Genomic DNA, 1,367 nt, shown 5'->3' with positions numbered 1-1,367 from the left:
GCTGTTGGAGCAGGGTGGTTAATGGCGTTGATTAGTTCTTCGCATTCCATGGTTGGGCTAGTTCAAAGTGCCACAACATTACCACTTGTTATGTTTTCTTTGATGGCAGGGGCATTAGCTGATAATTTTAATCGGCGTCAAATTATGTTGTGTGTACAGATTATGATGATGGTCATATCGATGAGTTTATCTGTTTTAGCCTATATGGGATTTCTAACACCTTGGCTTTTGTTATGTTTTACGTTTTTGATTGGATGTGGCACAGCTTTTTATAATCCTTCTTGGCAAGCAACGATAGGAGATATTGTGAGCAGGGAAAATATTCCTGCTGCTGTTAGTTTGAATAGTGTCGGCTTTAATTTGATGCGGAGTGTTGGTCCTGCGATTGGTGGTGCCATCATTGCAACTTTAGGGGCATCGGCTGCTTTTTTGTTTAATGCTATAAGCTATATTCCTCTTATTGGTGCGTTGTTTTTCTGGAAGTCGAATTATGAAAACAGCTCATTGCCACGAGAAAGGCTGTTAGGAGCTGTCTCAGATGGTTTGCGTTATGTTGCGATGTCACCTAATCTCTTAAGTATTATGGTTCGAGCGTTCCTTTTTGGTATAGGAGCAACTTCTATTTTAGCACTTTTGCCAATTGTTGCGCATAAAGTTCTTGGAGGAAGTGCCCTTCTTTATGGTACATTGCTCGGTTGTTTTGGGTTAGGAGCCATGACAGCAGGTATTATTAATGCAGTTGTACGGCATCATTTTCGTTCAGAAACAATTATTGCAAGTGCATTTATTGGTTTCGCCTTTTCTTGCTTTTTATTGGGAATCAGTCGTTCACTGATTATAAGCCATATTGCTTTATTTCCTGCAGGGTTATGTTGGGTTTTGGCCTTATCATTGTTTAATACATCTGTACAACTCTCTACACCACGCTGGGTTGTTGCACGTTCTTTAGCTCTTTATCAAACGGCATCTGCCGGGGGGATGGCTATTGGAAGTGCAATCTGGGGAGGTTTAGCTGATGGTTATTCTCCAACAATTGCTTTGAGCGTTTGTTCTTTATTCTTGATTTTTGGTGCTCTTGCAGGGGTAAAATTTAGAATTCAAGAAATTCCTCAGATAGATTTAAATCCTCTTGATCATTTTAGAGAGCCGGAATTATTACTCGACCTCAAAGCAAGAAGTGGCCCGATTATGATAATGATCGATTATAAAATTCATGAAAATGATCTTGAAGAGTTTCTCAAAGTGATGACGCGTCGACGCCATATTCGATTACGTGATGGTGCGCGTCAGTGGGTTCTTTTACGAGATCTTGAAAGACCTGAATATTGGACAGAGGCTTATCATATGCCAACATGGGTAGATTATTT

At 40.2% G+C, this 1,367-nt stretch carries 1 protein-coding gene; it reads left to right on the top strand.

The features are described from left to right. Positions 1–1,367 (top strand): MFS transporter (locus ACFIL8_RS00625; protein ID WP_375688747.1); only part of this gene is annotated, 1,367 nt, incomplete at both ends.

This window comes from Bartonella sp. AP57NXGY (assembly GCF_042195805.1).
Lineage (GTDB): Bacteria > Pseudomonadota > Alphaproteobacteria > Rhizobiales > Rhizobiaceae > Bartonella.
This window is presented reverse-complemented; position numbering and strand designations above follow the sequence as displayed.